The organism is Geobacillus sp. E263 (genome assembly GCF_007197795.1).
Classification (GTDB): domain Bacteria; phylum Bacillota; class Bacilli; order Bacillales; family Anoxybacillaceae; genus Parageobacillus_B; species Parageobacillus_B toebii.
On the sequence record NZ_CP041632.1, the window covers coordinates 2710783 to 2736180 of the forward strand.

The following is a 25398-nucleotide window of genomic DNA, read 5'->3' on the forward strand; positions in this document are numbered from 1 at the left end:
CAAGAGTGTTCTTGCCGTCTTTTTTCTTGCAGCGACACTTTTTATATCGCCAAGCGAAATTCCTCCAGCTGTCGGACAATCTCTTTTCCAATTTCAATCGAAGCGGTAGCGGCAGGTGACGGGGCATTTAAGACGTGAATCGAGCGGCGGCCGTGGACAATATAAAAATCATCTACAAGCGTACCGTCTTCTTTTAATGCTTGCGCTCGCACTCCGGAAGGACCTGGAAGCAAATCATCCTCTTCGATATCCGGCATTAACTGTTGCACGTTTTTCACAAACTGTCTTTTGGAAAAAGACCTTGCCATTTCTTCGATACCCTCTTTCGCATAGCGGGAGGCAAGCTTCCAAAATCCCTTAAAAAACAGAACGTCTTTTGTATCCCTGAAACTGAAGTCCGTTTTTAAGTATCCTTCCCGTTTAAAACTTAAAACGGCATTAGGGCCTACATCGACCGTTCCATCTATCATTCTCGTAAAATGGACTCCTAAAAATGGGAAATTCGGATTTGGCACTGGATAAATTAAGTTTTTTACCAAATATCTTTTCTCCGGCTTTAATTGATAATACTCCCCTCTAAACGGGACAATCCTTAAATCCGTTTGAATGTTGGCAAGTTTTGCTATGCGATCGGAATAAAGCCCGGCGCAATTAATGTAATAAATGCCGGAATGAATCACACCGCTGTTATGTCCTGTTTGATGGGCGGCAACGCTCTTCTCCTTTTCCAAAACAGCAATTGCCGCATTTGGTTTCCAATTTAATATAGCCATCCCAACGGCAAGTCCGACAATTCCTCCGCCGATAATAACGTAATCGTACATCAACAGCTCACATCCTTCCATATGTTGCAACTTCATTTATTGATGTTATTTGCCATTTGATTGACTCTAGGGAATGAATATGGTTTCCTATCCTAAAATAAAATTTATAATAAGATAAGCAAAAAATCGAATAAAATATTCAGAAAATAAAAAATCTATACTCATGATGCATCCATATCGTAAATTCGCCACATAAAAGAATTAGTCTCCAACCACTTTTTAGCGATTGGAGACTAATTTTTCATTTTCGATAATAATCACACGAAAACCGCTTCACAATCCGATGCGGAATAATGATTCGTTTTACCGGTTCGTTCGGGTTGGCGATTTTTTCGATTAAACTTTTTGTTGCTTCATAACCGAGCTGGAAAATGTGGATGTCCACCGATGTCAGCGGCGGACGCGACATTTCCGCCAGCAGCGTGTTGTTGAAGCTGACGATCGAAATGTCATCGGGAACGCGCAGTCCCATTTCATCCAATGTCTTCAGCACGCCTAAGGCCATTAAGTCGTCGGCGACGACAAGCGCGGTCGGCGGATCTGCGAGCGAAAGCAACTCCTTCATCGCTTCCTGACCGCCTTCCTGCAGAAATTCTTCATGCATGATATAGTCTTCCCGATAAGGAAGCCCTGCTCCTTTTAATGCCGCCTCATAGCCGTGCAATCGGTCGACGGTCACTAAATATTTCTTATTTCCGCCGACAAAGGCAATTCGTTCGTGCCCTAACTCAATTAAATGCTGGGCCGCTTCTTTCGCCGCCCGATAGTTATCGTTGTCCACATGGGTGATTTGTTCTTCTTTTTGATGCGGCTTTCCGATAACAACAAACGGAAATTTATTTTTTTGCAAGTATTTCATCAGTTTATCATCGATGCGCGAGTATAATAAAATCACCCCGTCTACGCGGCGGCCTTGCAGCATGTCGATGACTTCTTCATAAATTTCATCTTCTTCTTCTCCCGTCGACATTTGCAGCGCATATTTCTTCTCATGCGCCGCTTTGCTGATGCCGCGAATCACTTCTGGAAAAAACGGGTTTTGCAGCGCTTGTTCGGCAGCGCTCGGCATGACAATTCCGATCACCTGTGTCGCTTGACTCGCCAAACTGCGCGCAATAAAATTCGGATGATAGCCAAGTTCTTTCATTGCCTGTCGCACTTTTCGTTTCGTCTTCTCACTAATTCGCGGACTGTCGGCAATAACGCGGGAAACCGTGGAGGGAGCCACGTTTGCTCGTTTTGCAACATCTTTAATCGTGACGTTCATCTTCACTCCCCCATTTGCTTTTTATCCATAGTATACGTTGTTTATCATGCTAGTCGCGCCTCATTATTCACTTTCAGCGCCTTTGTGCATGTAGAAAGCCATTTTTCTTTTTATTCTACGTCGTTCGTTTCGGCCGCTTTTTGGCAAAATACAAAAACAGGACAAATAATGCGTAAACAGCAACAAGCGCAGCAATAAACGGGATATTTATGCCTGTTTTATCGGCAACAACATAAAATTCCGCCGTTTCGCGATTGATAATAATATCATAGCCTTCTCTGTCGCTCCGCACTAAATCTCCGGCAAGCAGCCCGCGCAATTCTTTGCCAGGTGCAAGCTGTTCATTCGTAATATGCACTTTTTGCGTTTTGCTTGTATTATTAATCGCAATCACGGTTGTTTCCTCTTTATATTGCCGTTTGAATACAGCCATGCCGTCCTTCTCATACAGCAACGTAAAATCGCCTCGTCTTAGTGACGGAAGCTGCTGTCGCAGTTCCCCCAGCTTTTTGATATATTGAATAATTTCATCATCGGCACGGAAATTCATTAAGCGGCGGTTATCGGGGTCTTCTCCCCCGTTCATCGCAATTTCCGTTCCATAATACATAATCGGAATGCCAGGAGCTGAGAATAAATATGATAAAGCAAGCTTTGTTCTGGAAATCGGGTTTTGTTTGTTGTCCAAAGCGAGCTTCGTAAACCGGACCGTATCATGGTTGTCTAAAAATGTTCCCAGCAAATACGGACGGTCGTAAAATGTTTTATTATACTCCCATACGTCATAAAGCGGCCGCAATGATTGATCCCGTTTCGTCAATGTCGTCGTTACCGCATTGTAAAGCGGGTAATCGACGAAACCGTCAATTCCGTATTTTCCGTAATCCGCAATATAGCGCGGATCATCAGCCCATACTTCTCCAAGCAGAAAGAAGTCTTTTTTAACTGATTTTACTTCTTTGGAAAACTCTTTCCAAAATGATTTTGGCACATGGCGAACAGTATCTAAACGATAGCCGTCAATATCGGTCTGTTTGATCCACCACTTTGCCGCATCAATTAAATACCGCTTCACCTCAGGGTTTTCTTGCGCTAAATCAGGCAGTCCGTATATCCATCCATTTTCTAATTGTTTTTGGTCATTCCAGTCGAAAATTTCTTTTTTCTCATGAAACCAATCTTTCTTCGCTGGGTCGTTCAGCCATGGATGGTGGTAGCCGGTATGGTTGGCGACAAAATCCAGAATCACCTTCATGTTGCGTTTATGCGCTTCTTTCACTAACGTTTTTAAATCTTCCATCGTGCCAAAATGTGGATCGACTTTGTAAAAGTCTTGAATCCAATATCCATGATAGCCGCCCGGTTCATTTTTAAAAATCGGTGTCAGCCAAATCGCCGTAAATCCCATATCTTTAATGTAGTCTAGTTTGGCGGTCACTCCTTTTAAATCACCGCCGTGATATCCTTTTGGATCATTGACATTAACGTCTTGGTCATTCGTCGGATCCATGTTGTTGAAGCGGTCGACCATAATAAAATAAATTGCCTCATCTTGCCACGCTCGTTCTTCTTTTTCAGCAGCTTGTACCGGGAACGCATAAAAAAGAAGAAACGGAAGTATAAATAGTGCGAATACTCGATTCCCCATTTCCGTTTCCCCCCTTTAATCGTAGCATTGTTTGCTTTATCGGAAAAGGGTAATACCATTCTTATCATAACGGTTATTACCCTTTTGTTCCACCTAATGAGTATATAAAAAGGGGGAATTTATTATACAGCAATTTCTAAAACGATTACACTAAATGAACAGAAAAATGAAGGAAACGGGGGCGCTTTTTATAAACGTTATTTCACTGCCCCCTCCGACACTCCTTTTATAATCTGTTTTTGCGCAAAGAAATATCCAATAATGACTGGAAGGATTGCAATTGTTAACCCCGCAAGAGCCAAATGCCATTGTTTCGTGTATTCTCCAAAGAAGAAGAACATTTTTAGAGGGATCGTATGCATTCCTTCTTTATTGATCACAAGCGAAGGCAACAAATAATCGTTCCATATCCAAATGGTATTTAAGATTGCAACGGTAACAGTGATCGGTTTAAGCATCGGAAATATAATATGCCAAAACACTTGAAAACGATTAGCCCCATCTATGATTGCCGCTTCATCTAATGACTTTGGAATGCCATTTAATGTCCCATGATAAAGGAAGATAGAAAGACTGCATCCAAACCCTAAATACATGAATATTAATCCAATTCTATTTAACATATCCATCTGCCCAAAAATATAAATCAAAGGGATCATGACGGACTGAAATGGAATGAGCATCGCTCCAACAAAGATGAAAAATAATAAAGAACTCATTTTTCCTTTTCGTCTTGAAAGCGCATAAGCTGCCATGGATGAAAATATAATGATGATGCTGACACTGACAATGGTAATGAGCAAGGAATTAAAAAAAGTTTTCACAAAATCCAGCTCTTGAAAAGCTTCAACATAATTTTCAAATGTAAATGTTTCAGGTAATCGCAAAGTATCTGTAAATATTTCTCTCTTTGTCTTGAAAGAGTTTACAATCATTAAATAAAACGGAGCTAGCCAAACTAGAGCTAAAATAACCCCGAGGATTTCAACAACGTACTTCTGTGCTCTCCTCATTACATCTCCACTTCCCTTTTTTTATTGAAATACACTTGAGTCAAGGAAATTACGGCAACAATCACAAAAAATATCACCGCTTTTGATTGCGCATAAGCCATTTGGTTTTCGCTAAATGCTGTTTTAAAAATCTCCATTGCGATCATCTGTGTGGAGTTATAAGGGCCTCCGCCTGTTAAAGATAAGTTCTGGTCATACAGTTTAAAAGAGTTGGATAATGTTAAAAATAAACTTACGGTAAAAGCTGGCGCTACAAGCGGAAAAGTAATATGGCGAAAACGTTGGAAGCGATTAGCTCCATCGATCTCGGCAGCTTCTAATAACTCTTGCGGGATGCTTTCTAAATATGCAATATAAATAACCATAATGTAGCCTGCCATTTGCCAGCTCATTAAAATAACAAGTCCCCAAAAACCTGTTTCTGGTGTCGATAACCAGCCTTTTAAACTTTCTATGTGCAGGTAATTTCCTACATTAGCAAACACTTTAATAAAAATGAATTGCCAAATAAAACCGAGTATTAAACCTCCTATTAAATTCGGCATAAAAAAGATCGTTCGAAGAATTTTATACGTTTTTATTTTTTGAGTGACAATTAACGCAAGAGTCAATCCAAACAAATTAATAAAGAGCACAGACGCAATAGAAAACTTGGTTGTAAACCAAAGGGAGTGTAAAAATTCCTTGTCTTGAAAAACATTTATATAATGCTTAAATCCTACAAATTCAGTACTTTGAATCCCATTCCAATTAGTGAAAGAGTAGTATAAACCAAAAATAAACGGTATGATTACAACAACGGTTAGCGCTATAAGAACTGGAGCCAAGAACAGCCAGTACCATAATGGTTGTTTTCTCATGGAAAACGCCTCCAATATAACTAAACTGACAAGAAGACTTAAAAAATATAGGTAGATTTCATCAAAAAATTTGAGTGTATTTTCGTTCCGTCTCCCATTTAACAGAGAAATAGAAGAAAACAAAGCAACTTACCATAGTGTTATTTTCTTCTATGCCACAATAATCAATTATTTTACTATTCAAATGAGAGTGGGGCATGCGATACCACATGCCCAGTCGATAGAAAAGCCATTTGAAGGACCGATCGTAACTGGTTTTTATTAGTTAAATCAACACGCCTGATTTATTTATTTCTTGCTTCTTCCCATTCTTTTTTAGAATTTGCAATTAATTCATCCCATTTCATCTTTCCGCTTACATATTTTTGGATATTTACACCTAACTTCTCCATGCCCCATCCTGTTGGATATCCCATGAATACCCAACCAATCGTTTTTCCTTGTTGAGCATAATCATAAATTTCTTTAGATAGTGGGTCAGAAATTTCCGAAGAATCATATCCATCATACGCCGGAATAAATTTAAATTCATTCAAAATAATTTCTTTTCCTTCATCAGATGTGTATAACCAATCTAAGAATTTTTTCGATTCTTTTACTACTTTTTCATCTTTATTTTTGTTTACTGCCCAATACATCGGAACACCGACTGGAATGACATCCTCTTTATATCCTTCAATTGGTATTGGCAAAATGCCGATATTTTTCTCTGCTAATTCTGGATCGATATCTGCGATTGAGTTATATACCCAGTTCCCCTGTTGAATGATCGCTACACGTCCCGTAGAAAATAATTCTTCCACTTGCTGCGAATAATCTAGACTTACAGTAGGCTGCACAGAATATTTATTTTGTAAATCAATGAATTTTTTCATTGCATCGCCGTACTTAAATTCAACGGTTTTTGCATTAAATGCGTTTACAACATTTGAATCAAATTCAGGCGCTAAAAATACATTAGATAGGTGAAGCCCAGTTACCCAAGTTTCTTTGGCAGGAAAAGCAAAAACAGCATCAATGCCTAAAGATTTTTTTTCTTTGTCCAGTTTTTTGACTGCATTTTCTAAATCAGAAAAAGACTTAATATTTTTTGGATCAATACCCGCTTTTTTAAATATTTCTTTATTATAAATTAGTCCATATCCTTCTTGGTTATATGGAAGTCCTAAAATTTGATCGCCTTTCTTAACCCCATCAAGCGTTCCTTCAAGAGCTAGGGATGCAGCTTTTGTATCTGACAAATCAGCCAATTTATCTAACCAATCTTCCACATCTTGCGGACCACCGACGTTAAAAATCGCCGGTTCATCTCCTGAAGCAAATTTTGATTTAAGTGCAGCACCGTAGTCTTCACCGCCACCGACTGTCGTAATATTAATTTTGACACCCGGATGCTCTTTTTCATATTGTTTTGCTACTTTTTCAAATTGATCTTTAAATTCCACTTTAAATTGGAAAATGTCAATTGTCACTTGATCATCTGAGCTTTTGTTCCCAGAATCATTAGATGAATTAGATGAAGAACATCCAAATAACGCTACACTTAACAACAAAAATAATGAAAGAGCAGCTAAAAAGACCTTTTTTGCTTTCATTTTTCGTTTCCCCTCCAAATAAATTTTCGGAAACCGTTTGCACAAAATAGCACAAAAAGAAAACGGTTGCACTTTTATTTTCATTATACAACACTTGTTTTATTTATCAAGCATTTTTTCAAATTAACTCTTTATAAAAATTTTCATCTTCCTAAATAATCTTGAAATGCGCAAACGATTTCTCTTTTTACATCCGATGCACAGTACGGCGATATTCTGTCGGTGTAACTCCTTCTATTTTTTTGAATAGTCTTGAAAAATAGGCGCCATCTTCAATTCCTGCTCTCTTGGCAATCGCTTCAATCGTTTCATTCGTTTCTGCCAACCATTTTTTTGCTTTTGACAAACGATAATAATTCAAATATTGCACAAAACTCATGCCAATTGTTTTTTGCATGCAACGGGTAATGTAGTCAGGATGAAATCGTAAGGATTGGGCGAGCTGCTGAATCGTAATCGGTTCAGCATAATGCCGTTCGATGTAAGCAACCGCTTCGGCACACACTTTTTCAGAAGCGCTTGGAATATGCAGCTCCTGTTTTTGCAATTGCCAAAGGAATTCAACAAAATAGAGTAATTGCTTTAATGAACGATCTGGATCTCTTTCCTCATTCAGCTCGACTAATTGTTGAAGCAATTGTTCGATGCGTTCCCTTTGCTTTACTTTCGCATATTGCCGTATCCAAAAACGATATTGGACCGACTCGACATATGTTGCTTCCCTCTCAATGACATTTTGCCAGCTTAACGACTGTTTTGGAACGACGTCATATCCTCCTTCGATCGTAAAATGAAGCCAAACCAGTTGTGTTTCTTCCGTGCAAGGATAATGCCCGTAATGCTCTCTTCCCGGAATAAGAATAAGATATTCTCCTTCTTTTACAGCAAATTCCTTGTTTTCTTCTGTCATATATAAGCATCCCTTTTTCACATATAACAAATCAAACACAGAAAACGTCCGTCGAAAATGTTTTTGTCCTTTTGGAAATACGCTTTCTGCCCCTTTAATAAAAATCGGAAACGGCGGAAAAGAAAATGTTATGTATTCCATTCCAAACATCCTTTCACATGTCGGAAATATACAAATCAAATCGCTCTTTTCTCTTCTTATTATGCAATAAACTAGATAAACTTGATATAGTTTTAAAGTCGGAATGATTAAAGGAGTTGTCTTGATGAACACCGATCAGAAAAAGCTTTCCTTATTTGCGCTGACATGGCCGATTTTTATTGAAACGCTATTATATATGGTCATGGGAAATGCCGATACATTGATGCTAAGCCAGTATTCGGATCACTCTGTTGCCGCTGTCGGCGTAGCGAATCAAATTATTGCTGTGATTATTGTCATGTTTAATTTTATTGCCTTAGCCACTGCCGTCTTAGTGGCGCAATATTTGGGGGCTGAAAGAAAGCAGCATGCAGTGGAAGTTTCGCTCATCTCTATCGCTGTTAACTTTTTGTTCGGCCTTGTACTTAGCAGTGTGCTATTCTTTTTCGGAAAGCCAATTTTATATACGATGAAACTATCGAACCATTTGCTTACAGAGGCGAACGACTATTTAATGATCGTCGGCGGATTTTTATTTATTCAAGCGCTCATTATGACCATTGGAGCTATATTAAAAAGCTATGGTTTTACCCGTGAAACGATGTACGTAACCATCGGCATGAACATACTGAATGTGATTGGCAACTACTTATTTATTTTTGGACCGTTCGATTTTCCAGTATTAGGAGTAAAAGGGGTGGCAATCTCGACAACCGTCAGCCGTCTCATCGGATTGATCGTTATCTTTTCTTTATTATTGAAACGGACAAAAATGCCATTTTCATTATCCGTTCTTCGTTCTTTGCCATTTCATCATATCCGGGATCTATTGAAAATCGGAATTCCATCCGCTGGAGAACACTTGGCGTACAATACGGCGCAAATGCTTATTACGTATTTTATTACTTGGCTTGGAGCAGAAGCGTTGACAACGAGAGTATATACGCAAAATATTATGATGTTTGTTTTTTTATTTGGCATTGCGATAAGTCAAGGGACGCAAATTCTTGTCGGCCATCTCGTCGGGGCCGGACGCTATACAGAAGCATATACACGTTGTTTAAAAAGTTTGCGCAGCGCCATCGCCATCTCGATCACGATGGCATCGATTAGTTTCATTTTCTCAAGACAGCTGCTTTCATTGTTTACAGATAATGAACAAATTATCGAAACAGGCCGATTGCTTCTCTTATTGACAATAGTATTAGAGCCCGGACGTTCGTTTAATCTCGTTATCATTAGTTCACTGCGGGCAGCTGGAGATGTTAAATTTCCAGTATATATGGGGATATTGTCCATGTGGGGCGTTAGTGTTGCCATTTCCTATTTTCTCGGTATTGAGGCTGGTTTAGGACTGATTGGGGTATGGATTTCCTTTATTGCTGATGAATGGCTGCGTGGATTGCTGATGTTATGGCGTTGGCGTTCGAAAGTGTGGATGAGAAAATCACTTATACCAAGCATAGAAACTGCATAGACAAAAAGAGCTGCGACAAAGGCAGCTCTTATTCTTTTATAGTAATGCCGTATTTTTGGAACCAAACATGCACTTGGCCAAGATACGCCAATAGTTGTGGTCCTGTCATTAACTGTCCAAACCAAGGCGCTTGGAATGATTTTCCTTCTGTTTCCACTAACTCTTCTAATTTTTTCGCATCAAAAAATTCATAAAGAATCGATGAGCGGTCGTGCAATAATTCTTTTACCCAATTTTTTACTAGCTTCGTATAAAGCGGATGGTGGGTTTTCGGATACGGGCTTTTTTTGCGATATAACACTTCCTCTGGTAAAATTCCTTCCAATGCCTTGCGCAAAATGCCTTTTTCGCGGTTGCCGTACATTTTCATCTCCCAAGGAATATTCCAAACATATTCTACTAACCGATGATCGGCAAACGGCACGCGAACTTCCAAACTCGCGCCCATACTCATGCGGTCTTTTCGATCCAAAAGCGTTGTCATAAACCAAATCATGTTCAAATAAAACAATTCGCGCCGCTTCGCATCTTCCGCACTTTCCCCTTCCAGTCTTGGAACCTCCGCGATCGTTTCACCAAAGCGCTTTTGTACATATTCATCCAGCTGCAATTTCTTTCTCCAATCTTCTTTTAATAAATCCATCCGTGCCTCTGTCGAACGCATCCAAGGGAATCCGTTCCGCGCTAAATCGTCAGGACGGTGAAACCATGGGTAGCCGCCAAAAATTTCGTCCGCACATTCCCCGGATAAACTAACGACAAAATCTTTTCTTATTTCTTTGCAAAACCATAGCAACGAAGAGTCCACATCCGCCATGCCCGGGACATCACGGACGATCACCGCTTCCTGTAAATGATGAAACAAATCTTCCTGACTAATGACACAATGATGATGGACGGTTTGGAATGTTTTTGACATTAGTTCAATCCAAGGCGCATCGGCATTTGGCTGAAAATCATTTGCTTTGAAATATTGGTCGTTCCCTTCATAATCAATCGAATACGTATGAAGTCGCCCTTTTCCTTCCTTTTCAAATGCCATTGCGGCAATGGCAGTAATGGAACTGGAATCAACCCCTCCTGATAAAAACGTACAAACAGGCACATCAGAAACAAGTTGGCGCGTAACAGCATCGATAAGAAGAAAACGGAGTTTTTCTACCGTTTCACCGAACGAATCTCTATGCACATCGCTTTGAACATTCCAGTAACGCCATACTTTTATTCCTTTACGGGAAAACGTTAGAGCATGCGCTGGGCGCAATTCTTTCATTCCGCGAAACACGCCATGCCCTGGTGTCCGTGACGGACCTAATCCAAACACTTCTGCTAGTCCTTCATAGTCCACTTCTGCTTTTACTTCCGGATGTGCCAAAATTGCTTTCATTTCTGAGCCAAACAAAAGACTATCATGGACATGCCGATAAAAAAGCGGCTTCACGCCAAGTCGGTCCCGCGCTAAAAATAGCTGTTCGCGCTGTTCATCCCAAATCGCAAAAGCAAAAATTCCGTTAAAATAATTAACACAGTGCTCTTTCCACTCTATATAAGCGTTTAATAATACTTCCGTATCCGAATGCCCTTGGAATGTATACCCCTTTTTTAATAGTTCTTTACGAATGTCTTCTGTATTATATAATTCTCCGTTATAACAAACGGTATAACGATACCCATTTTTCATTCTTGTCATCGGCTGTTTGCCGCCTGCTGGGTCGACCACGATAAGCCGCTTATGTCCAAATGCGGCATGTTCGCTAAACCAAGCATTTGTATCGTCAGGTCCACGTTTCGCTAATGTTTCTGTCATTTTAGAGATAATCTCTTTTTCCATTCGCAAGTCGCGCTGAAAATCAACCCAACCGGTGATACCACACATACGAACCAATCCTTTCTTGATAGATAACAAAAAAGCTATTTTTAACATAACACGTCTCGAACGCCATACCTTTTCTTTTCCTTAGCTAAGCCAAGCTATCTCGCGCTTGAGGGATTTTATCATAGTTCTTCCCGCCTTCGCTTTCTTTTTAACCTTCGCTTTCTTTTTAATTTGGCATTCTCCGTATTGGCATGATTCCATTTTATGCAGCACCTCTCATTTCGATGAATTGTCCGATTGTAAGAACGATGTGAATAAATGGAAGACAATTTGGCAAAACAGGAAATAAAGGAGGAGGAGGAGGAAAAGTGAACATCGAACATCGTCTTCAATGCATAAATGAACAAAAACGCGCTTATATACAAGGAACGATTGAATTCGTAAACGGCGAGTGGATCTTTTTTGATGAAAAAGATGAGGAAGCATCATTACTTGAGGAAATGACAGAAGGAAATATAGAGATTTTCCGCCATGGTCATTGGATGTGCGGCCAATTACAAAAAGACGGGATGGTCGATATAGGGATCGAAGTTTTCCCGCTTCAAAGCGGCGAACACGTCCGTTTTCGAAAGCGGCTTCCATACGCTTATCAACAATGGCTCGAATCGCTTTCCGATAAAACGTTTTTTCATTTTGTACAGTGGCTAAATGAACTCGGCTTTTCTTTATACGATTGTTTATACTGCTATAATGGATTGTTATTTAAAAAATATTCTGGTGTTAATTTTATTATTTATGATAATACTGAATTCATTAGCAACGTCCAACATTACTATGAGCGTGGAGATACATATAAAGACCGCTTTGAAATCACATTTAATACCGGAAAACGGTTTATTTGCGCGCACATCGGATAATGGGGAAAGAGTTGTTTTCTTTCCCCAATTCTCTATTTGTGGCTTACCGTCATATATGTTGACAATTCTTCCGCGGTTACCGGACGATACAATGCATATCCTTGTGCGTGATGGCAATGCAGCATTTTTAACAATTCCAGCTGCTCGACCGTTTCCACCCCTTCAGCTACTGTTTTTAGCCCTAATCCGTGCCCCATCGTAATAATTGCCTTTACGATCGCGATATCCGAAGAATTTGTATGCATTTGCTCAACAAATGAACGATCAATTTTTAATATGTTTACTGGTAAATTTTTTAAATAACTAAAAGAAGCGTATCCACTTCCAAAATCATCAATAGCAATACCGACACCGAGCTGCTGTAATTCTTTCATTACTTGAATACTGTAATGAAGATTACGAAGCATAGAGTTCTCCGTTAATTCTAAATGTAAGCAATTTGGGGAGAGCTGCGATTGCTCTAGCGCCTGTTTTACATCATCAATAAAGCCTTCATGCTGAAATTGTCTCGCCGACACATTCACAGAAACGAAGAGTTGTTGATTCCATAATTGCTGCCATTTTTTTGTTTGTTTGCAAGCCGTTACTAATACCCATCTTCCAATTTCATGAATGAGCCCCGTCTCTTCTGCTAGTGAAATAAATTCATTCGGTCTAACAAGTCCTAGCTTGGGATGGCGCCAACGAATTAATGCTTCGTTTCCGACAATAACACCTTTATGTATATCAATAATCGGCTGATAGCATAGAAAAAATTCTTGATTTTCCAGTGCTTTTCGCAAATATCTCTCCATCTCTAAACGGTATAACGTTTCTTCATTCATTTTTGCAGAATAAAATTGTATTCGATTTCCCCCACTCTGTTTTGCTCTATTTAGGGCGATATCAGCATTTTTGAGCAATGAATGTTTATCCACACCATCGTTTGGATAGAAGCTGATTCCAATACTTATAGTGATAAAAAATTCTTTGTTTTCATATACAATCGGCTTCATCACTTCTTTTGAAATGTGCGCTGCTGTTTTAAACACTCCTTCTGAATCGGTGCGCTCTGTTAAAAGTAAACAAAACTTATCACCATGAAACCTTCCTAAATACGCTCCAGCTGGCAAAACATGCTGAATGCGCTGAACGACTTGTTTTAAAATTTCATCTCCCGCATAATGCCCTATACTATCGTTAACTAGCTTAAAACGGTCTAAATCGATGAATACGACTGCTAGCTTCCTATTTTTTTGCTTCGCCTTTTCTAACTGTTCATCGATGATTTCCATAAACTTTGTCCGGTTTGGAAGATGGGTATCCGGGTCATAATACGCTAAATATGAAATTTTTTCTTCCGCTTTTTTTTGTTCGGTAATATCTCTTCCAATCCCGTAAATGCCTACTTTTTTCCCATCAACGATAATTGGAACGTTTTTAATTTGGAATAATAATGTTTCTCCTGATTTTGTAGGAATCTCCAAATTATAATATTGAATTTTTCCACGCAAAGCTCGATAAAAATGTCTGCTAACACGAGGTACATCATTCGGATGCATGTATTTTAAAGCGTTCGTATGTAAAATTTCCTCTTTTGTGTAACCTAGAATTTTCTCGAAAGCGGGATTCACGTTCGTAAAATTCCCATGTAAATCAGTAGAATATACAATATCTGTATTATGTTCAAAAAGTGATTGTGATATTTGTACATGAACGCGAAGCCTCTCCATTTCTCGAGAGGAGGTGGACATTAAATTCGCTAGCGTCATCACCCCTTGAAACATCTCAGGAATAGATAAAGAAACGGAAGCACTGCTATTCTCTCCGTTCTGATTTCCCTCCGATAACGCAAGCATGCTAAAAGTGGCTGAACGTATATCTCTATCCTTGATCACCAGTTCTACAAATATAAATGGCGTAAAAGTAGGAGCAACTTGCTCCAGCGTTGTCGTTATTTGCTCTAGCACTGGATATGCATAGCCTTGTACGGCGATGCTACGATAGAAAAAAATCGCTTCCGTGTATTTTTTCGTCAATTTGTTTAATTCATCGGATATAGTCCAAACCAATGACGTTAAATGAACGTAGCTAAACTTAACCTTCTCCCCTTGATGGACGTAACCGTTTAGTTCAATAGAACCATCCTCATTTGCTTTCACGATGGATAAACATTCTTTATGGCCATTTTTCTCAATAATGAACGGAAATTCCGCTCCTGAAAAAGGCAATCGATCGATAAATTCCTTTCCTAAATAACGTTGCAGCAATTTTATTGCTTTTTTTCCATCAAGCTCGTATAACTTATTTCCGCTGCATTTCGTTATTCGAAAAGCAGTGCCAACTGGTTCCCATAAAAACGGATGTGATGATTGAACACGAAAAGCAGAACCGTTAAAACTAATTGCCAGCATACCGCCAGTGACAAATCCTTCATGCGAAAACAAACGCTCTCCTTCATTAATTCGCCCGGCAATCACAACCGTTTTTTCATTTGCTAGTGGTATATGGCGAATAAGGGAATGAAGATTGCTATTCTGGTCAGTAAATAAAAGAAGAAGATTTGTTTCTTCCGTTATAAGCGTATCCGAAATATATGTTACAAGCTCAAGTTCATTTGCAAATTCTTCGTATGATAATAAAACAGAGTGAACGCTAACTTTTTCGAACACAGTAAAACATATAAAAAATTTGTCATCGAAACCAAAATGTTCGCCGTATGTGACGCCAAATAGCTGCGCTTGTGGAAGATAACGCTGAAGCAACCCAATCATTTTCCGAAGTTCAAGCTGATCGACTTTATTGGCTGCAACTTGTACAAAAATATGTTCATATTGGGCAAGGTGGTGCTGTGCGATAAAGTCATACAATTCTTCTGTATTATGACAATGTAGACGGTACATGTTCATTCATTTTCACCACTCTTATGCGAATATTTAGAAAATTTACAAAAACCCTCTCTCTACTAACATATCATATTTTTTCTATCAGAAAAAGCGGCAACTCCACATGGAATTGCCGCTTATTTCAAAAGAGATCAAACCCCAGCGGTAACATGAATCCTAAAAATAGAACGAGCACGAATGCGACGATCCATTGAATCCATGCAACATTCGTATTTTTTCCTTTTTTCATGCCGCTTAAAACCATCTCCATTGCCCCGATTAACCATAGGCCAACAATAGCTTTGATGATGTATAATATGTAAATCGAAGCAATGCTATGTAATAAAAGCCCCCCTGTTATCACGGTGAAGATGTAAAACAAACGAAGTGCCATTTGTACAATTTTTGCTTTCGAAGCCCCCGAGCGTTGCAATGAAACGGCGATAAAAAACAATATAACGGTAATTAACCAACTTGTAATATGTGCATGTGTCATGCCATTTCCTCCTTTTTCACATATTCATCCCCATCATAGCATGCATCAATCAGAAAAAACAAACTTTATATTAATCAAAAACTATTTATCTCCCCTGCTCTAGGAGGAAAGTCAACAGGTTCCTGTGTGCTACAGAGCTTCTGCCTTCGCATAAACACTCGCTCTAATTCCACAAGACTTTCATGAGCAAGGAATCCCTCCGCTCTCCCGGTTTAAGACTCTTTTCATCATTTACATCGTTTAACATCCCTTTTTTTGTTATAATAAAAAATAGCGCAAAAATTCCATAAATCACTAGGGAGGAACACGCATGAGCAAAACCACTGAAATTATCCGCTTAACAGAGCAATACGGCGCGAACAACTATCATCCGCTTCCGGTTGTTCTTACTAAAGGAGAAGGGGTATGGGTAGAAGACCCGGAAGGCAATCGTTATATGGATATGTTAAGCGCTTACTCAGCCGTCAACCAAGGGCATCGCCACCCGAAAATTATTCAAGCACTAAAAGAGCAAGCAGATCGCATCACATTAACTTCGCGCGCGTTCCATAATGATCAGCTAGGCCCTTGGTATGAAAAAGTCGCGAAATTAACCGGTAAAGACATGGTTTTACCGATGAATACAGGTGCAGAAGCGGTAGAAACCGCTTTTAAAGCGGCGCGGCGCTGGGCGTACGACGTTAAAGGCGTAGAAAAAGATAAAGCGGAAATTATCGTTTGTGAAAACAATTTCCATGGCCGAACGATGGCAGCGGTATCAATGTCCTCTAGCGAAGAGTATAAACGCGGTTTCGGACCGATGCTCCCAGGCATTAAAATCATCCCATACGGCGATGTGGAAGCATTAAAGAAAGCGATTACACCAAATACGGCAGCTTTTATTTTTGAGCCGATTCAAGGCGAAGCAGGGATTAATATCCCGCCGGAAGGCTTTTTGAAAGAAGCGTACAATGTATGTAAAGAAAACAATGTTCTTTATATTGCGGATGAAATTCAATCTGGCCTCGGCCGTTCTGGAAAAATGTTTGCTTGCGACTGGGAAAATGTCGTTCCAGATATGTACATCCTCGGTAAAGCATTAGGAGGCGGCGTATTCCCTATCTCTTGCGTAGCAGCAAACCGCGACATTCTCGGCGTGTTTAATCCTGGCTCCCACGGCTCCACATTTGGCGGAAACCCACTTGCATGCGCGGTATCCATCGCGGCGCTTGATGTCATTATCGAAGAAAAATTGCCGGAACGTTCGTTGGAATTAGGGAACTATTTCATCGAAAAACTGCGTGAAATTCAACATCCAGACATTAAAGAAGTGCGCGGAAGAGGACTGTTTATTGGTGTGGAACTTCATACTTCCGCCCGTCCATATTGTGAAAAATTAAAACAAGAAGGGCTGTTGTGCAAAGAAACGCACGATACCGTCATTCGTTTTGCTCCACCGCTCGTTATTACAAAAGAAGAATTGGATTGGGCAATAGAGCGGGTGAAAAAAGTGTTTGCTGGGGTATAACAGTGAAACGGGGCTGGTGAATAGAAACGCCCCGTTTTTTCTTACTCTCCAATTTTATTTCTTAACGTTCCGATTCCTTCGATCGTAATTTCCACAACATCTCCCGCTTGTAAAAAGCGCGGCGGCTTCATTCCTTTTCCGACTCCCGCCGGCGTTCCGGTAGCGATAATGTCTCCTGGTTCCAGCGTGATTCCGCGAGAAATGGTTTCAATAATCGTTTCGACGTTAAAAATAAATTGCTCTGTGCTCGCTTTTTGTCTTATTTCTCCATTCACTTTCGTCTCTATTTGCAGCTTATTTGGATTTTCAATAAGTGATTGATGGACAATCCATGGTCCCATTGGACAGAATGTATCCAAACTTTTTCCAAGCAAATATTGTTGATGCCGTTCCTGCAAATCACGTGCCGTAATATCATTGATAATGGTATAACCAAATACATAATCAAGTGCCTCTTCTTTGCGAATCGCCTTTCCGCGTTTGCCGATCACAACAGCAAGTTCTCCTTCGTAATCCAATTCGTCTGTCACATCAGCGTGGCGCAAAACCGTTTCCTCATGTCCGATCACCGTTGTCGGCGCTTTCGAAAATACAATAAGGTGCTGCGGGATATCCGACTTTCCTCCTAGTTCGATAGCATGATCTGCGTAGTTTTTTCCAATGCAAAAAATATTTTTGGATGGGCGCGGAATCGGTGCCAGCAAACGAACATCGTGTAAATCATACATATATTGTGTAGACGGGTTTTCTTTTACCCATGCTGCAATTTCATTTACTCTATTAAGAAACTCATCTCCTAACGCGATACACTCCAACAATGACGACGGAAGCGTCATGCGCTTTTGCATCGCCTGCTCGGCAAGGTGTAAATGAACGACCTTCTCACTTTCTTGTTCAACCACACCGACAAATGTTTCATTGTTACGCTGTGCTGTAACAAATCTCATCATAAATCTCCCTTTCTGTTTTATTTTTTATAAAAAAACCTACTATCTGTTGAATTTTGTCTAAATTAGTAAAATTACTACTTATTTTAGCGAACGCCTTTCTTTTTTCGTCGCTATATGTATAATAATGTTTAGCTTCTTTTCTTCCATTCACATTCATGGCTTTCGTCGTAGGTAAAAAGAATTGATCATGGCGCTTAAGTAGTTTTTTCTTAAAAGCTTCATTACAAAAATGAATCGAAAAACATGATCTTAGTCAACTACCCAACGGCTAAAGCCGTGGGCTTGCAACTAGCCTAATTGGCTGCCGCGTTCGGCTGGTTGACAGCAGCCCTGCGGATGTTTTCCGCAGCCACGTTGTCGGCAGGGGCAGCGTACCCACAAGCTCGACAACAAAACTGATCCCTTGACGGTCTGTTTTCTTTGGCCACATGTCCGCAAACCGGACAGGTGCGGGAAGTATTTTTTGGATGAACCAATACCACCGGCACGCCAGCGATCGCCGCTTTATACTCAATAAACTTTCTCAACTGATAAAAAGACCAAGAAGAGTGTTGACGACGCTGTTGCTTTTTAACCGTTTTCTCGGTGCGTTGGCGGATGCCCTTTAAATCTTCAAGGGCAATGCCGCATCCGAGTGCCTTTGCCTTTTCAACAATCTTCTTGCTAATGCAGTGGTTCACATCACGGGCAAATAGTTTTTCCTTCTTGGAACGCTTTTTAAGCAGGCGTTTCGCTGACTTGGTGCCTTTCTTTTGGAGTTTGGCGCGAAGTTTCGCATGGCGGCGGCGCAGCCCGTTGACCTTCGAGCCGGAAAATACCTCACCGGTGCTATCGACGGCGATATTAATGATGCCAAGGTCCACACCGATAAATCCGTTTTCGGAATTGGGCTGGCCTTCGGGAACGTCCACCACGAGCAGTAAATAAAAAATACCGTTTTGAAGGACTAAATCGGCTTGACCCCGAACACGGTTGCCGCACAGCAAACCTTGATGGTAGCGGCTAATGACCATAGGGATTTCCATTCTTCCTTGCAAGGTAAGGATGGAAGCATACTCTAACCCTTTAAAGGACAGGATTCTTTCATCATACACGATGGCACCGGTTTCTTTAAAGTTATGCAAGGTTTTTTTATCCAAACGATAGCTTTCCGACACTTTGCCGATGGCACGAACGGTCATTTGGGCAGAGAGGCCAAATTTTTCCCTGACGTCATAGTAGCAAAGCCGCTGGATTTTCGTTTTGGAAAAGGTTCTGGAGCGAAAAGCAATCTCGCTAATATAGTTGCATGCTTGGTTAAACCGTTTCATTGTTTCCAGCAGCGCATGAAACTGTTCAAGAGTTGGCATTAATTTAATCTTGAGAGTGCAGAGCATTCTTGATTCACCTACCTTTCTAAATCCAGTGTACTTATATTGAACGAAAAAATTCAATATATACTAAAAATATAAACCCCGCCTTCCTTCCACAGCTAAAGCAGTGGGCTTCCGGCGGATGTTCTCGTGACGGTGAATGCAATGGTGATTTTAATTGAGGAAAAGCGGCAACAAATGATCGAATTAGCATTGACATATGGATTTACCGCCAAAGAAACGATCGAGTGCAGTCAAGAACTAGATGAACTGATTAATCGTTATTTGCGGGAAACGGCGCCGATAGAACACTCTTCCTCACCTGTCCCTCAGTAATGCTTCGGCATGCAGAGGGACTTTTTATTTACGAAAAGGCTGCTTTTTCCCATAAGTTACAGACCGCCATATCCATTCGATCGGACCGATCCGAAAAAACTGAAGCCACTTTTGGCTTCCTATCAGCTGCACACCATAAATAAGAAATGCAAGCATGCTTCCAGAAAATATGCCAATACGTCCATACCATCCAAGCCCATAACCATAAAACAGCAGTGTACAACATACCGATTGAAACAAATAGTTTGTGAGCGACATCTTCCCTATATATTGGAAAATAATTAGTTTTCGCCGCCATTTTTCCTTTTGAAATAATAGAATAATAGCTGTGCCATAAAAACATGCTAGCGCTGTTCCTCCAAATATATTTTGAATATACTCGGTGAAATAATTTTTCACCGTAAAGTATGGCAACAGCTTTAGAAATATTCCTAATAGAAGTGACCATAATGCAATTTTTTTAATTACGGAAATGTAACGTTCTGCTTCCTCCACCCATCGTTTTTGTGCAACATATCCCCCGAACAAACAAAGAGGCAACACCGTAAGAACCGTAAATAATAATCCTCCTGAACCATTGGCGTACATCCAGTCATTCCAGCGTTGCAAAAAAATATCGGACATAGACCCGCTTTGATAATTGCGCATCGCTTCCATCGCCAGCTGGATGCTGCCATTTCCTGTTTCTTTTGTTCCTTCTAAAAACATAAGCATTCCAAATAACAGCGCCATAAATAAGTGAGGAATCAAAAAGCAAACGAACGCTCCAATCATCCATGTGCGCGGCCGTGCTTGAGAAAACAGAAGCAATATTCCTCCAGCGATGGCGTATGAAATTAAAATATCGCCAAACCAAATCAAAAAAGCATGAACAATCCCGAACATAAGCAGCATAGCCAGCCGGCGTAAAAATGTTTGAATAAATGGAAGCTGTTTTTTACGCAGCCGATCACGAAACAGTATCATGCTAAAGCCAAATAAAAATGCAAATAACGGATAAAAACTTGCCTCGCAAAAAACGTCAATGGCCGCCATGGTCCAATCATCGAGCCGGCTATTTGTCTTCATGTTTCCATACATAACCGGTGATGAAAAATGAGGCATGTTCGCCATCAAAATTCCTAATAGGGCAAAGCCGCGCAGTACATCAATAACCAAGATCCGCTCGTGATTTGCCTGTTTGTCCATTTTTTCTCCTTTCTTTTCACATCGACCGTTTGACAGAAAAAAGGCTCCGCATATGCGGACGCCATTTTTCTTTAATTAACATAACGGCCTGTTTTCCCAACAGAATCCCAATACTGTTTACGTAAATGCACTTTTTGAATTTTTCCTGATGCCGTTTTTGGCAATGCATCGACAAACGTTACACCAGTAATCGCCTTAAAATGCGCCAATTTTTCCCGTGAGAAGGCAATCAATTCCTCTTCCGTCACTTCATGGCCAGGCCGAACGACAACAAACGCGTGAGGCGTTTCTCCCCATTTTTCATGCGGCGCAGCGATTACTGCCGCTTCCAACACCGCCGGATGTTCATATAAAACGCCTTCTACTTCAATGGAAGAAATATTTTCCCCACCGCTAATAATAATATCTTTTTTCCGGTCGACAATGTCAATATATCCATATTCATCTACTGTTCCCATATCACCAGTATATAACCAGCCATTGCGGATTGCCTCCATCGTTGCCTCTGGATTTTTCCAATACCCTTTCATCACATTGTTGCTTCTTATAATGACTTCACCGATCGTTTTTCCATCATACGGCACTTCATCACCATACTCATTCACTACCTTTACTTCACAACCGATCATCGAATACCCCGCTTTTGCTTTCAGGCGATATTGTTTTTCTAACGGCAAATCACGCAAATGGGAGCGGATCGTGGAAATCGTGTTAAGCGGTGAAGACTCTGTCATGCCATACACTTGGGTGAACTACCCCCACTTAATTTTCTAGCGAAAATTTGAAGTGGGGGCTTCCAAAGAAGTTTGACTGCTTCAAGCAATCCTTATTCTTTGAGGCGTGTCCACTTCGCCGCTAGAGCATAAGACACTCAGGTCTACAGCTTTACTTTTCTTTAAGATGTTTAATGCGCCATTGACATCAGCATTAATTAGTTTGCCAGACTTTGTTCGATACAAGCCGCGCTTAATACGTTTGCCGCTGAACTTATATTCTTTTGGATTGTCGGCATTATATTCAGGAATCTCATCCCCGTCAAAAAAGCTGGCTTTAGACGTATATGACTCTTCCTGTTTGAAGAATTTAATGCCGTAAAATTTACAAAGATACTCTAGTTTTTCTTTTATATTACCGAGAGGAATATTGACAAAGTTTTGATTTGTCTTTTTTCCTAGATTCATATTGCGCTGCAATGTTTCCGCATAGCCAATGACAAGTTTGCCAATTTGATTTTCAATACAGTAGTTTATGATGTAACGGCAAGTCTTGTTGATATAATCATTCACTTTATTATTGCGATTCATAGCAAGCAAAGCCTGTTTACGGGTTGTACCTTTGATTTTTTGCTTATCTTTCATGCTTTGAAGTCTGGCATTTTCTTTGTTAAACCATTGATTAATACTTTTTAATCTCCGCCCATCAATGATGAATGATCTGCCGTCTGATGTGACACAAGTGGCAAGATTATTCACTCCTAAATCAATCGCCAGTGCTTTTTGGTCATTTAATTCTCTTTGATCTTCAGGCATTTCATATTTGTACTGAATCTCAAAGAACCTGGCATGATGTTTAGGAATGATTTCAATCTGCTTAATCTTTTTGTCCAGTAACACAGGCGGAATCGTTATCGTGATAGGCTTATGAGTCTTTTTAAATAGGCGAGAATACGGTATCGTGAATTTGTTGCCGTCTATACGAATTTGACCAATGATTAGTGAATGAAAGCCATCTTTTTTAAGATATTTTGGGATACTGATAGCCTTGTAGTCATATTTGCCTTGTTTGGCTAGTTTTACTAATCCAAAGAAAGATTTAAAAGCCTCATTAACCTTTTTTAAAATTTGCTGTGCCATGTTGCTGTTCAACAGCTTATAGTTTTCGTTCGTTTTTGCAAGATGATAGTTTTTCTCATAATTAAGAAATTCCTTGTGTTCAAAATAGTATTGTCTGACATTGTACAATCCGACGTTGTACATGTTCTTGGCAATATGGCACAGTTCTCGAAGAGTCAAGTATTCTTCTTTGGTCAAACCATTTAGCTGTTGTTTGATACAAAAATACATTTTTTCACCTCCCATCTAACTATATGATACTATATTTTACTGAATCTATCCTATTTTCAGCAAAATATAGTTAAGGCGATTCATCTCCCACTTACTCCGCTTCGCTTCGTTGAAGTGGGAGTCTTCTCGCCTAATTAAGATAAAACGGCGCTCCCCATCCGTTCACATGAAACATCGGCAATATATGCAAATACGTATCTTGGTCGGAAACGCGGAGATGATGCATCGATACTAACGCGTGAAGATAATTATTGCGATGCGTCAACATGACACCTTTCGGGTTTCCCGTCGTTCCGCTTGTATATAAAAGACTGCATACATCGTTTTCATCTATATCCGGACGATCAAACGGCGTGCTAGGATGCTGCGCTAACCATTTGTCGTAATCGATTTCATCTGTTTCGACATTTTTTTGATGAACAATAATCGTCTTTACGGTCTGCAGCTGCTCCTTAATTGGCACGATGAAATGATATAAATCTTGGTCGACAAACAACACTTTGCTTTCGCTATGATTTAAAATAAACAAATAATCATCCGGCTTAAGGCGAGTATTCAGCGGAACCATGACCGCCCCAAGCTGAAATACACCGTAAAATCCTTCTAACATTTCAAGCGTATTTGGCGCCAAATACGCCACCCGATCTCCTTTTTCTACCCCCAATTGCTTTAAACCGTGAGAAAGCTGATTCACACGCTCATTTAATTGTTTGTATGTAAGCGCGCGGCCAGAACAAATCATTGCCGTTTTGTCTCCGTACAGTGAAACAGCCCTATCTAAAAATTGTGTTAATACTAATGGTACGTTCATTATCCCATCCCCCACAAAATATTTTTGAAAATTCACAATTATATTATACATAATTTTTTAAGATTTACACTATATAAAAGAAAAAGATGGTCTTTTTTTCATTGCGACCATCTATTTATTTTTGCGTACCTCTGAATCTTTTACATCAGGGTCAAACGTATTTGTTACACTGCAAAATGTATTTGTCTGCAAAAAATCGCCTGTATTTGCTCCCCCCGCTCCTGAGTTCGTTTTCGCTGTACTTTTTGGAGCGATTTGCAGCACATCTCCCATATTTACTGTCCCGTTTCCGCTTACACTCGTCACTTTAACTCCCCCGATAATCGTCGCCGGCATATCCATTCTCCTTTTTATATTTTTATATATCATATGACAAAAAAATCGATTCGTCTGGACATCCATCGTGCGTTTAACTGTTTTGTCGCTTTTTCATACACTAACAGTAAGCATATAAAATAAGGAGGTAGAGCGCATGCCATCCTTTATTGGCGGCCCAATTAAAATTACTCACGTTAGTGGTGACGGAACGGTTAATTTTGGGGACGTGTTACAAATTGCACCAAAAAGTACACTTAAATCAAATACTGGCTCTGGCGGCAGCAATAATGGCGACTTTTTACAAACAAATACGTTCGTCAGCTTTACAAACACCAGCGATCCTGATGTGAATGACTCCAATACTACCGCAAATAAATGAATCTCTCCCACCTTCATTCCATTTAGAGGTGGGAGACTTTTTGGGAAAAATCTTAAAACGCTCACGTTTTTGCCGCCGCGCCCATACATTATCATAAGAACAAGAGAAAGGTGCATGCGTTATGCCAGCATTTGTCGGAGTCGTTAAGTTAAACAGTATCGGAAGCAGCGGCGTGTTTCACATTGGAGACGTGTTTGCGATTTCACCACACAGTGTTGCCAAAACATTTGCCGGTGCCGGTTCATTTAATACAGGAGATGGCTTGCATATTTATAACTATTACAGCAATACGAATATAAACGATGCGGACATCGCGGATGAAAATGTAGTAGCTAACGCCTAAAAGGGGGAGAACCAATGAATTTTTATATTAGCCAAAGTATATGCATTTATCAATTGAAAATAGGTTCTGTTATGAACTCATCCGTACTGCAAATCGGCAGCGCTGGCAGCATCCAAGCGCTTTCTACACTAACAAACACAGGAGGATTCACGAAGCCTGCTCCACACGCTACCGCCATCGTTCCATTGGCAGGTGGAGCATCTAGCAGTCCTCTAGTCCCGCTTCATTCAGCAACTCGCTAAAAAAGCATGAAAATAGTGATGACAACAAAAGGCCGTCCATATATTGAAGTAAGAAGGGACTTTGGAGAGGATGATTTCAAC

Annotated in this window: 22 protein-coding genes and 2 pseudogenes; 7 read left to right on the forward strand and 17 right to left on the reverse strand. The window is 40.1% G+C overall.

The window, feature by feature from the left end:
• Positions 1 to 41: 41 nt before the first annotated feature.
• The 7 genes from lhgD to FNL97_RS13925 form a co-directional block, all read right to left on the reverse strand.
• Complete coding sequence (gene lhgD, locus FNL97_RS13895) at positions 42 to 824, reverse strand: L-2-hydroxyglutarate dehydrogenase (RefSeq protein ID WP_143416343.1); 783 nt, start codon at positions 822 to 824, stop codon at positions 42 to 44.
• Positions 825 to 1065: 241 nt separating this feature from the next.
• A complete protein-coding gene (locus FNL97_RS13900; RefSeq protein ID WP_062678480.1) occupies positions 1066 to 2091 on the reverse strand; it encodes a LacI family DNA-binding transcriptional regulator in 1026 nt (341 codons plus the stop codon).
• Between the two features lie 115 nt (positions 2092 to 2206).
• Entirely contained in the window at positions 2207 to 3739 is a 1533-nt protein-coding gene (locus FNL97_RS13905) for an alpha-amylase family glycosyl hydrolase (protein WP_143415993.1), read from the reverse strand.
• 197 nt (positions 3740 to 3936) lie between these two features.
• Complete coding sequence (locus FNL97_RS13910) at positions 3937 to 4752, reverse strand: carbohydrate ABC transporter permease (RefSeq protein WP_062753852.1); 816 nt, start codon at positions 4750 to 4752, stop codon at positions 3937 to 3939.
• On the reverse strand, positions 4752 to 5612 hold the full coding sequence (locus FNL97_RS13915; RefSeq protein ID WP_081189458.1) for a carbohydrate ABC transporter permease: 861 nt from the start codon (positions 5610 to 5612) through the stop codon (positions 4752 to 4754). The genes FNL97_RS13910 and FNL97_RS13915 overlap by 1 nt, the downstream gene beginning before the upstream one ends.
• 284 nt (positions 5613 to 5896) lie before the next feature.
• Complete coding sequence (locus tag FNL97_RS13920; protein ID WP_090950155.1) at positions 5897 to 7207, reverse strand: ABC transporter substrate-binding protein; 1311 nt, start codon at positions 7205 to 7207, stop codon at positions 5897 to 5899.
• Between the two features lie 187 nt (positions 7208 to 7394).
• Positions 7395 to 8258, reverse strand: a complete 864-nt coding sequence (locus FNL97_RS13925) for an AraC family transcriptional regulator (RefSeq protein WP_143415994.1) — start codon at positions 8256 to 8258, stop codon at positions 7395 to 7397.
• 124 nt (positions 8259 to 8382) lie between these two features.
• Between FNL97_RS13925 and FNL97_RS13930 the strand changes: the two genes are divergently transcribed.
• Positions 8383 to 9735: an MATE family efflux transporter gene (locus tag FNL97_RS13930; RefSeq protein ID WP_143415995.1), complete on the forward strand. Its 1353-nt coding sequence runs from the start codon at positions 8383 to 8385 to the stop codon at positions 9733 to 9735.
• 28 nt (positions 9736 to 9763) lie between these two features.
• On the opposite strand, the gene asnB is transcribed toward FNL97_RS13930, so the two are convergent.
• The gene (gene asnB / locus FNL97_RS13935; RefSeq protein WP_143415996.1) at positions 9764 to 11611 is read right to left on the reverse strand and encodes an asparagine synthase (glutamine-hydrolyzing); all 1848 of its coding nucleotides are present in this window, start codon (positions 11609 to 11611) and stop codon (positions 9764 to 9766) included.
• A 308-nt stretch (positions 11612 to 11919) separates the two neighbouring features.
• Here asnB and FNL97_RS13940 point away from each other — a divergent pair, with 308 nt between their 5' ends.
• Complete coding sequence (locus FNL97_RS13940) at positions 11920 to 12468, forward strand: DUF2777 domain-containing protein (protein WP_143415997.1); 549 nt, start codon at positions 11920 to 11922, stop codon at positions 12466 to 12468.
• A gap of 32 nt (positions 12469 to 12500) precedes the next feature.
• Here FNL97_RS13940 and FNL97_RS13945 read toward each other — a convergent pair whose 3' ends face one another.
• Positions 12501 to 15356 carry an EAL domain-containing protein gene (locus tag FNL97_RS13945; RefSeq protein WP_143415998.1) on the reverse strand — a complete coding sequence of 952 codons (2856 nt, stop codon included), beginning with the start codon at positions 15354 to 15356 and terminating at the stop codon, positions 12501 to 12503.
• A gap of 118 nt (positions 15357 to 15474) precedes the next feature.
• The gene (locus tag FNL97_RS13950) at positions 15475 to 15828 is read right to left on the reverse strand and encodes a YisL family protein (RefSeq protein ID WP_062678472.1); all 354 of its coding nucleotides are present in this window, start codon (positions 15826 to 15828) and stop codon (positions 15475 to 15477) included.
• Between the two features lie 310 nt (positions 15829 to 16138).
• Between FNL97_RS13950 and FNL97_RS13955 the strand changes: the two genes are divergently transcribed.
• Positions 16139 to 17335, forward strand: a complete 1197-nt coding sequence (locus FNL97_RS13955; protein ID WP_012749381.1) for an ornithine--oxo-acid transaminase — start codon at positions 16139 to 16141, stop codon at positions 17333 to 17335.
• 41 nt (positions 17336 to 17376) lie between these two features.
• Here the strand turns inward: FNL97_RS13955 and FNL97_RS13960 are convergent, their stop codons facing one another.
• Together FNL97_RS13960 and FNL97_RS13965 are read right to left on the reverse strand one after the other, a co-directional pair.
• A complete protein-coding gene (locus FNL97_RS13960) occupies positions 17377 to 18282 on the reverse strand; it encodes a fumarylacetoacetate hydrolase family protein (RefSeq protein ID WP_062678471.1) in 906 nt (301 codons plus the stop codon).
• A gap of 296 nt (positions 18283 to 18578) precedes the next feature.
• Positions 18579 to 19661: an RNA-guided endonuclease InsQ/TnpB family protein gene (locus tag FNL97_RS13965; protein ID WP_015863580.1), complete on the reverse strand. Its 1083-nt coding sequence runs from the start codon at positions 19659 to 19661 to the stop codon at positions 18579 to 18581.
• Positions 19662 to 19802: 141 nt separating this feature from the next.
• Here FNL97_RS13965 and FNL97_RS13970 point away from each other — a divergent pair, with 141 nt between their 5' ends.
• Entirely contained in the window at positions 19803 to 19973 is a 171-nt protein-coding gene (locus tag FNL97_RS13970) for an aspartyl-phosphate phosphatase Spo0E family protein (RefSeq protein ID WP_041269587.1), read from the forward strand.
• A 24-nt stretch (positions 19974 to 19997) separates the two neighbouring features.
• On the opposite strand, the gene FNL97_RS13975 is transcribed toward FNL97_RS13970, so the two are convergent.
• The 5 genes and pseudogenes from FNL97_RS13975 to FNL97_RS13995 all read right to left on the reverse strand — a co-directional run bounded on the left by FNL97_RS13975 (position 19998) and on the right by FNL97_RS13995 (position 24371).
• Complete coding sequence (locus FNL97_RS13975; RefSeq protein ID WP_143415999.1) at positions 19998 to 21161, reverse strand: DUF418 domain-containing protein; 1164 nt, start codon at positions 21159 to 21161, stop codon at positions 19998 to 20000.
• A 71-nt stretch (positions 21162 to 21232) separates the two neighbouring features.
• Positions 21233 to 21913, reverse strand: a pseudogene (locus FNL97_RS13980) (AMP-binding enzyme); the annotation flags it as partial.
• Between the two features lie 63 nt (positions 21914 to 21976).
• The gene (locus FNL97_RS13985; RefSeq protein ID WP_143416000.1) at positions 21977 to 23224 is read right to left on the reverse strand and encodes an RNA-guided endonuclease InsQ/TnpB family protein; all 1248 of its coding nucleotides are present in this window, start codon (positions 23222 to 23224) and stop codon (positions 21977 to 21979) included.
• Between the two features lie 139 nt (positions 23225 to 23363).
• Positions 23364 to 24035 (reverse strand): annotated as a pseudogene (locus FNL97_RS13990) (AMP-binding protein); the annotation flags it as partial.
• 111 nt (positions 24036 to 24146) lie between these two features.
• The gene (locus tag FNL97_RS13995) at positions 24147 to 24371 is read right to left on the reverse strand and encodes a spore germination protein (RefSeq protein WP_062677224.1); all 225 of its coding nucleotides are present in this window, start codon (positions 24369 to 24371) and stop codon (positions 24147 to 24149) included.
• A 136-nt stretch (positions 24372 to 24507) separates the two neighbouring features.
• On the opposite strand from FNL97_RS13995, the gene FNL97_RS14000 reads away from it, so the two are divergent.
• The 3 genes from FNL97_RS14000 to FNL97_RS14010 all read left to right on the forward strand — a co-directional run bounded on the left by FNL97_RS14000 (position 24508) and on the right by FNL97_RS14010 (position 25317).
• Complete coding sequence (locus tag FNL97_RS14000) at positions 24508 to 24732, forward strand: spore germination protein (protein ID WP_062677223.1); 225 nt, start codon at positions 24508 to 24510, stop codon at positions 24730 to 24732.
• A 121-nt stretch (positions 24733 to 24853) separates the two neighbouring features.
• The gene (locus FNL97_RS14005; RefSeq protein WP_062753867.1) at positions 24854 to 25075 is read left to right on the forward strand and encodes a spore germination protein; all 222 of its coding nucleotides are present in this window, start codon (positions 24854 to 24856) and stop codon (positions 25073 to 25075) included.
• Positions 25076 to 25089: 14 nt separating this feature from the next.
• Positions 25090 to 25317 carry a spore germination protein GerPB gene (locus FNL97_RS14010; RefSeq protein ID WP_012749373.1) on the forward strand — a complete coding sequence of 76 codons (228 nt, stop codon included), beginning with the start codon at positions 25090 to 25092 and terminating at the stop codon, positions 25315 to 25317.
• The last annotated feature ends 81 nt before the right edge of the window (positions 25318 to 25398 follow it).